Source organism: Sphingobacterium sp. UBA6645 (assembly GCF_002455685.1).
In the GTDB taxonomy this organism is placed as follows: domain Bacteria; phylum Bacteroidota; class Bacteroidia; order Sphingobacteriales; family Sphingobacteriaceae; genus Sphingobacterium; species Sphingobacterium hotanense.
The window spans coordinates 5,611-11,925 of the sequence record NZ_DKLH01000007.1 but is presented as its reverse complement, the minus strand read 5'-3'; the positions used below and the strand labels follow the sequence as shown (position 1 = coordinate 11,925).

The 6,315-nt window shown below is 41.2% G+C and carries 7 protein-coding genes; 3 read left to right on the top strand and 4 right to left on the bottom strand.

The genetic code is table 11. The features are described 5' to 3' along the window. Positions 1–244: 244 nt before the first annotated feature. The 3 genes from B2400_RS01115 to B2400_RS01105 all read left to right on the top strand — a co-directional run bounded on the left by B2400_RS01115 (position 245) and on the right by B2400_RS01105 (position 2,209). Positions 245–838: a GNAT family N-acetyltransferase gene (locus B2400_RS01115; protein ID WP_223110884.1), complete on the top strand. Its 594-nt coding sequence runs from the start codon at positions 245–247 to the stop codon at positions 836–838. Positions 839–868: 30 nt separating this feature from the next. Further along, on the top strand, positions 869–1,333 hold the full coding sequence (locus tag B2400_RS01110; RefSeq protein ID WP_293930248.1) for a GNAT family N-acetyltransferase: 465 nt from the start codon (positions 869–871) through the stop codon (positions 1,331–1,333). Positions 1,334–1,456: 123 nt separating this feature from the next. After that, the gene (locus B2400_RS01105; protein WP_286651525.1) at positions 1,457–2,209 is read left to right on the top strand and encodes a class I SAM-dependent methyltransferase; all 753 of its coding nucleotides are present in this window, start codon (positions 1,457–1,459) and stop codon (positions 2,207–2,209) included. Between the two features lie 189 nt (positions 2,210–2,398). Here the strand turns inward: B2400_RS01105 and B2400_RS01100 are convergent, their stop codons facing one another. From B2400_RS01100 to B2400_RS01085, 4 genes are all read right to left on the bottom strand, one after another. Next, positions 2,399–2,917, bottom strand: a complete 519-nt coding sequence (locus tag B2400_RS01100; protein WP_293930246.1) for a GNAT family N-acetyltransferase — start codon at positions 2,915–2,917, stop codon at positions 2,399–2,401. A 162-nt stretch (positions 2,918–3,079) separates the two neighbouring features. Next, positions 3,080–4,120, bottom strand: coding sequence for a ThuA domain-containing protein (locus B2400_RS01095; protein ID WP_293930244.1), 1,041 nt, complete (start codon positions 4,118–4,120; stop codon positions 3,080–3,082). A 53-nt stretch (positions 4,121–4,173) separates the two neighbouring features. Then, positions 4,174–5,421, bottom strand: a complete 1,248-nt coding sequence (locus B2400_RS01090; RefSeq protein WP_286651528.1) for an MFS transporter — start codon at positions 5,419–5,421, stop codon at positions 4,174–4,176. 68 nt (positions 5,422–5,489) lie between these two features. Then, on the bottom strand, positions 5,490–6,315 hold an 826-nt coding region (locus tag B2400_RS01085), incomplete at its 5' end, for a sugar phosphate isomerase/epimerase family protein (RefSeq protein ID WP_293930242.1).

Below are 6,315 nucleotides of genomic sequence, written 5' to 3'. Positions count from 1 at the left end.
AATAATTAAAATTAAGTTTAAATATATTTATTTATTAATAATTTAATATTATTTTAACACATATCGATATAAAAATTGCCACTTAACCTTAATTAAGTGGCAAAAATTATGTTTTCCCTAAGTAGTAATATTTATGATTGTAATGCGTCTCTATAAGCAAATTCTAATCCAAAAAACTTAAAGTGTACCTGTCAATTCTTTAATATCATTACAGCTGCTATTTTTGTCGATTTTATTCTACAGAATGGCAACCCTAATTAACGATCGAGATCATGTATATTTGATTATGGAAGATGTAATGATAACTACACAGCGTACCTTGATGCGCAAATTATCGGAAATCGATCGTGAAGGATTCTATGAAATGGATTCAGATCCAGAGGTGCACAAATATATTTTCAAACAACCGATTAATAGTCTGGAAGAAGCCGAGGAAGGAATTCGTTTCATCCAATCACAATATAAAAAATATGGGACCGGACGACTTGCAGTTGTCGACCGGAATAGCAATGAATTTTTAGGCTGGTGTGGAATCAAATTTATAGAAGGACCGTGGAATAATGTTTCCGACTTCTATGAGTTAGGTTATCGCTTTACGCAAAAGCATTGGGGTAAAGGTTATGCGACAGAGACAGCCTCTGCTATTCTAGACTATGCATTTGCGAATTTACCAACTGACGTAATTTATGCAATTACAGATCCTGAAAACTCAGGTTCAAGGCATGTATTGGAGAAGCTTGGATTTGTTTATCATGGGCTTTTCGATTTAGACGGATCATCAACAACCTGGTACATACTGACAAAAGAGTCTTGGGTCAATCGAGCTAACAAAAGATGATCACGCTCCTGCCCTTCAACGAAGAAGATTTTGACCGTCTTATATCGCTGGATCAGCGACGAAAAGCTACTGATACAATTTGCCGGCAGTAAATTTCGTTTTCCATTGAACCATGAGCAGCTTAAGAAATACTGTGCCGAAGACAAAAGAAATATATTTAAAGTAATCGACGAGAATAACTCCGAAGTGATTGGGCATGCTGAAGTCTATTGTATCGAGGTGCATACCGTATTAATCTGCAGAGTGCTTATAGGTAATCCACAAAGGCGTGGAAAAGGGTTTGGTACAGCTTTAATGAACGAATTGATAGCTTTCGCAAAGCAAGACGTGCGAGTGGAGAATATTGAATTAAATGTCTATGATTGGAATCTTCCAGCCATCAATTGCTATAAAAAATTAGGCTTTCGCCAATTGCCCGATGGCGACCGCATCACAAGATATGCTAATGAAAGATGGCGTTCTATTCGCATGCGAATGACTCCCGATAATAGTTAACAAACTAATTAACAGATAAATAACAAATGAAATACACATTAAATTTATTCAAATATGGGTATTACTGCTAATTAATTTTGTAACTTTAAGAAAGTATCTTTTGTAGATTTAATCATCAATCATATGGCTGCTTTCAATGATAATTTCTCAAAACAGGCGTCAATATACGTCCAATTTCGTCCCTCCTACCCACATGAGCTATTTGATTATTTACAAAGCTTAACCCCACAACATGAGCTTGCTTGGGACTGTGGCACCGGAAACGGACAGTCTGCAATACATCTAGCAGAATTCTATAAAAAAGTATTTGCTTCCGATCCTAGTGAAGCGCAAATCCAGAACGCTTTCTCGCACGATCAAGTTGTTTACCGAGTAGAAAAAGCCGAAGAGCCTTCATTGGCCAGCAGAACTGTCGACCTGATTACAGTAGCGCAGGCAATACATTGGTTCGAAATTGAAAAATTCTATGAGTCGGCCAAACGCGTCCTAAAGAAAGACGGTATTATTGCAGTTTGGGCCTATGGAATCCCGCAGGTAAATAAAGAGATCGATAAAATTACACAGGACTTCCATGATAAAACTGTAGGCCCGTTCTGGCAACCGCAGAATAAATTAATCGCGCAGGGCTATACCACTATCCCCTTTCCATTTCGAGAGATTGAACCTCCAGAGTTCTATATCCGCAAGCGCTTCAGATTAGATGATCTGTTAGGCCATCTACGCTCCTGGTCTGCAACGCAAAAGTTTATCGATCAAGAACAGATTGATCCTTTAGACGATCTCAAACAACAGCTTAGCGCTTATTGGAAAGACCCTAATGAGATAAAAAACGTATCCTGGAAGATCGCAATTCGCGTAGGTAAGCTGGCAGTTTAATTATGCGAGGTCTTATAGATTAAAACTATTTTTAAACGACTCTGTTTATAGCCTAAGTGGGCTAGTGATAAGCTGTAGTATTTCCATAAAAAAAGGAGATTTCTGAACGGACATCTCCTTTTTTTATATGAAATTTGCTTTCAAACACCATTAGAAACTTTGTCTTTCCATATAAAGATGAAAGTCTTTTCAACGCGCTAATACTTTCTCGAATGCTCTGCGCGCCGCACCTCTAAAGTAGACCTCCCCACAATACACATAGCCTAACTTCTCAAATACCCTCAACATTCCGGCATTATCAAAATTAGTATCCACTCTTATACTGTAATAGCCCAAATCTTTACATATTGGTTCGACCGCCTGCATAATCCAAGTAGCAATCCCCTTGACATACGGCTCTCGATTCACGGCTAATCGATGTATCCCAGCATAGGCACTATCCGATAGCCAATGACCTTCAATTTGTTCATAAGCGGGTTCTTTATCGAAGATAAGTGCAACATAGCCTAGTATATCATCATGTTCATCCACACAGACATATGCATATTTCTTTTCAATATCATTAGCAACCACATCCGGATTAGGATAGCCGTCCTGCCACTGCTCGCTCCCTTCCTCTCTCCGCTTCGCAATTGCCTGCTGTAGAATTCCCCAAATAAAATCTTTGTCTTCTTCCTGCGCTCGCCTAAATCTTCTTATCTCCGTCATATGATGTGCTGATTTATAATGAATGCTCCATGCCTGATAAAACAAAAATAAACAAACAAAATCTCTAAAACAGAAAAATCCCCGATTCACATCGAGGATTTACCTTGTAGGGTTAACCAAACCCTACGGAACCAATTGAATTAATAAAAACGAATAAAATCCTTATTGATAATCCTTCGGATATTTACCTTTCTCGTATGTTCCAAACCCGAACATACGTGCTTCGAAATTTCCGACAGGATCAATATTTAAATCTTCTTTAATAGCACTCGATAAACCGACTAAGGAATAGGTCGCATTGACAATCAAGCGCCTTAAGTCTGCGCTTTTTAAGTCGATTGAAGAGCCCATGGTTGTTGTGAAAACTTGACCTTTCTTCCCTCCGGGTATTTTATAATCTTTTGTCCAAGCAACCGGCATAATAGTTTTCTGCCAATTGACCGGACTCTCGGCAGTCATGCCCGAAGTAGGCTGTCCGAAGACAAGAATCCGTGCGCCCTTTAAGTTATTACGTATTCCATACACATCGGATGGTACCCAAATATCTTTTACGCCCATTAATATTGGATTCTTTGCTTCAACCTCTAAACCGTTAATCAGACCACGACTTCCCTCTTTGCCGTGAACTCCATGATGATTTACCCAAGTCTCCCCCAATACCAATCCGCCGAACCCACCTTTCCAAGCTTCGCTCTGCTCATTATAAGCATAGTGCTTATAAGGGCTTTTTGATTCTTTAGCAAAATTAAAAGCATGTGTTGCCGTGCGTAAGCCGATAACGGGTTTCCCCGATTTCAAATACTCATCAATATGTTTCATCTGATCATCGGGTAATTCGCGGAACCGAGTCGCTATTACCATCAAATCCGCATCTTTTAAGTTAGAAAGACCTGGAATATTCTTCTGATATTCCGGATTGATCTGCTTTGAATTGGGGTCAATGGCAAACAAGACGACCGTTTCGAAGCCATGATGGCTACTCAATATCTTCGCAAGCATCGGCATACTTTCTTCCGATCGATATTCTTCATCGCCGGAAACCAATACCACTTTTTTCCCTTTTGCTTTTGCAGCGTCCGGTTTGAAGTGCAACCATTCCTTTTGTTGCGCACAAGCAGCATTCGTAACGGCTATTAATAACAACAAGAATAGTGTCGCTAACTTGGCGGTACGAAAATCTGCTATATGTTTGTACTTGCTCATTATAACCATATCAATCGTTTACAATCTTCCTCTAATACTTTAATCTTTTGCCGCTATGCTGTTTCAACCGCAGATTCTTCCGCATATGTATCGGGTTTGTAAGTTCTCTTTTGCCAGAAATAGAACAGTATAAATAACACAATCAGTATGCCCGGAAATATAGCCAGCTTGGCTAACGTAGCTTGACCTACCGCCAAATCAATGTTGCCTACAGCCTGTCCTGAAGCAACGACTGCTTCTTTTGATTTATCGATCCAACGTCCTATGATTGGTTGAAAGATCGAGGTCGAAAACATGCCTACTCCTCCGATGATCGACATCCCTAGCGCACCACTCAATGGAACACGCTGCGCGGTCGTGGCAATCATGGTCGGCCAGAAATAGCAAACGCCAATTGCAAAGAAAATTGCCGCCACATAAGCCATCCCACCCGTAACGACGGAGAACAGATAGATGCCAATCGTTGCGAATATTGCCGAAAACAACAGCACACCCGTCTGCCCCAATACTTTGATTACCGATCCTGCGAAGAATCGTCCTACCGCCATCACTCCTGTCACTAAAGCCAGAATTAACATTGGACTCGCTCCGCTATCTGCCATAATGATTCCCACCCATTGTTGAGGCCCGAATTCTGATATGGCTGTCAATGCCATACAACAGAATAGGAATATGAAAATTGGAGAGAACATCGCTTTGAAATTATTGGAAATTGATGCCGCAGCTTCTTGTTTAGGCTCTGGAAATGCCTTGCCCCAGAAGATGATTGCATAAAGTATCGTAGGAACCATGATGACCCACATTTGCGTTTGCCAGGAAGCACCGAAGTCTGTCATGAATTTCGAAATCAAGCTCCCAAGCACGATTCCACCCGGAAACCACATATGAAATCTATTTAACATCTTGTCCATCTTCTTGCCAGAGTATAAGTCGGCAATTAAAGGGTTACAGGCAGCTTCTGTACATCCATTTCCGAAGCCAATAAACAGCGTGGAAACCAGTAAGGATGTATAGCCCGTAGCAAAGATCGTTAGGATAATCCCCACCGTATGCGAAATAAATGCAATACGCATAATGTTTGCAGGTCCCACCTTATAATAGAACAATCCCCCGAGAATCATGGAAATAGGAAATCCTAAAAACCACATGGAATTGATGAAGCCCAACTGCTCCGCACTTAGATCGAAACTCTTGCCTAGTTGAGGAAGAATCCCTGCGCGGATAGAAAAGGTTAGGCCCGTTGTAATCAGGGCTAAACAGCTCCCTAAAAACAATGCACTACTGTTAACTTGCTTGCTCATAATATCGGTTTATGTTAGTTGATAATGGATTACGAGCAGAAACAAATCGTCCTTCGCCCGCTTAATCTTTATGCTTTGTCGAGCATATTCCTGATAAAACTATACCCCTCTTCCGCAATTTCCCATGGATCAGAATATTCGCGCCAAACATTAATAGCATTTGCAAAATCAGGATCGGCACGCGAGAAAGATTCGATCGTGTACCATCCTTCATATTTCGCGTCTTTTAAAGCTTTGAACACTTCTTCCCATCGTACCAAGCCTCTACCTGGCGTTCCTCTATCATTCTCACTGATATGCACATGTGCCAAATGCGGGCTAATACGCGTAATCGGCCCGGCGATACTCTTCTCTTCTATATTTGCATGATGCGTATCATACATTGCTTTCACATGGGGATGCGCGGTTAATTCAACCAAGGTCGCTAGCTGATCCATCGTATTCGCCAAATAGGTCTCAAAACGATTCACCGCTTCCAACGTTAAAACAATATCCGCCTGCTTAGCATGATCGCCGACTTGTCGAAGTACTTCAGCACTCCACTGATACTCCTGCTCTGTCGGTGCTGCTCTGGAGAAAGATCCATGAGCAGAATGAAAGGGTCCACAAATTATTTTAGCCTGTAAATCATGGGCGCGATCAATCGCCCATTTTATCTTATCGACCCCACGTTGTCTCACGCTAGCGTCGGGAGAAATCGGATTGTCATCGGCACCTAAAACAAATACTCCTGTAATCTCTAAGCCTAAACCCGCTGCATGATTCGCCAACGCTTTATATTCCGCCTCGTCTGGCGACCCAATCAAGGCCTCAATTCCATCGTAGCCAATCTCTTTTAATCGATCCAACAACGGAAAAACTGAAGGCGACACACCAGCAGACCATGGCAATAAA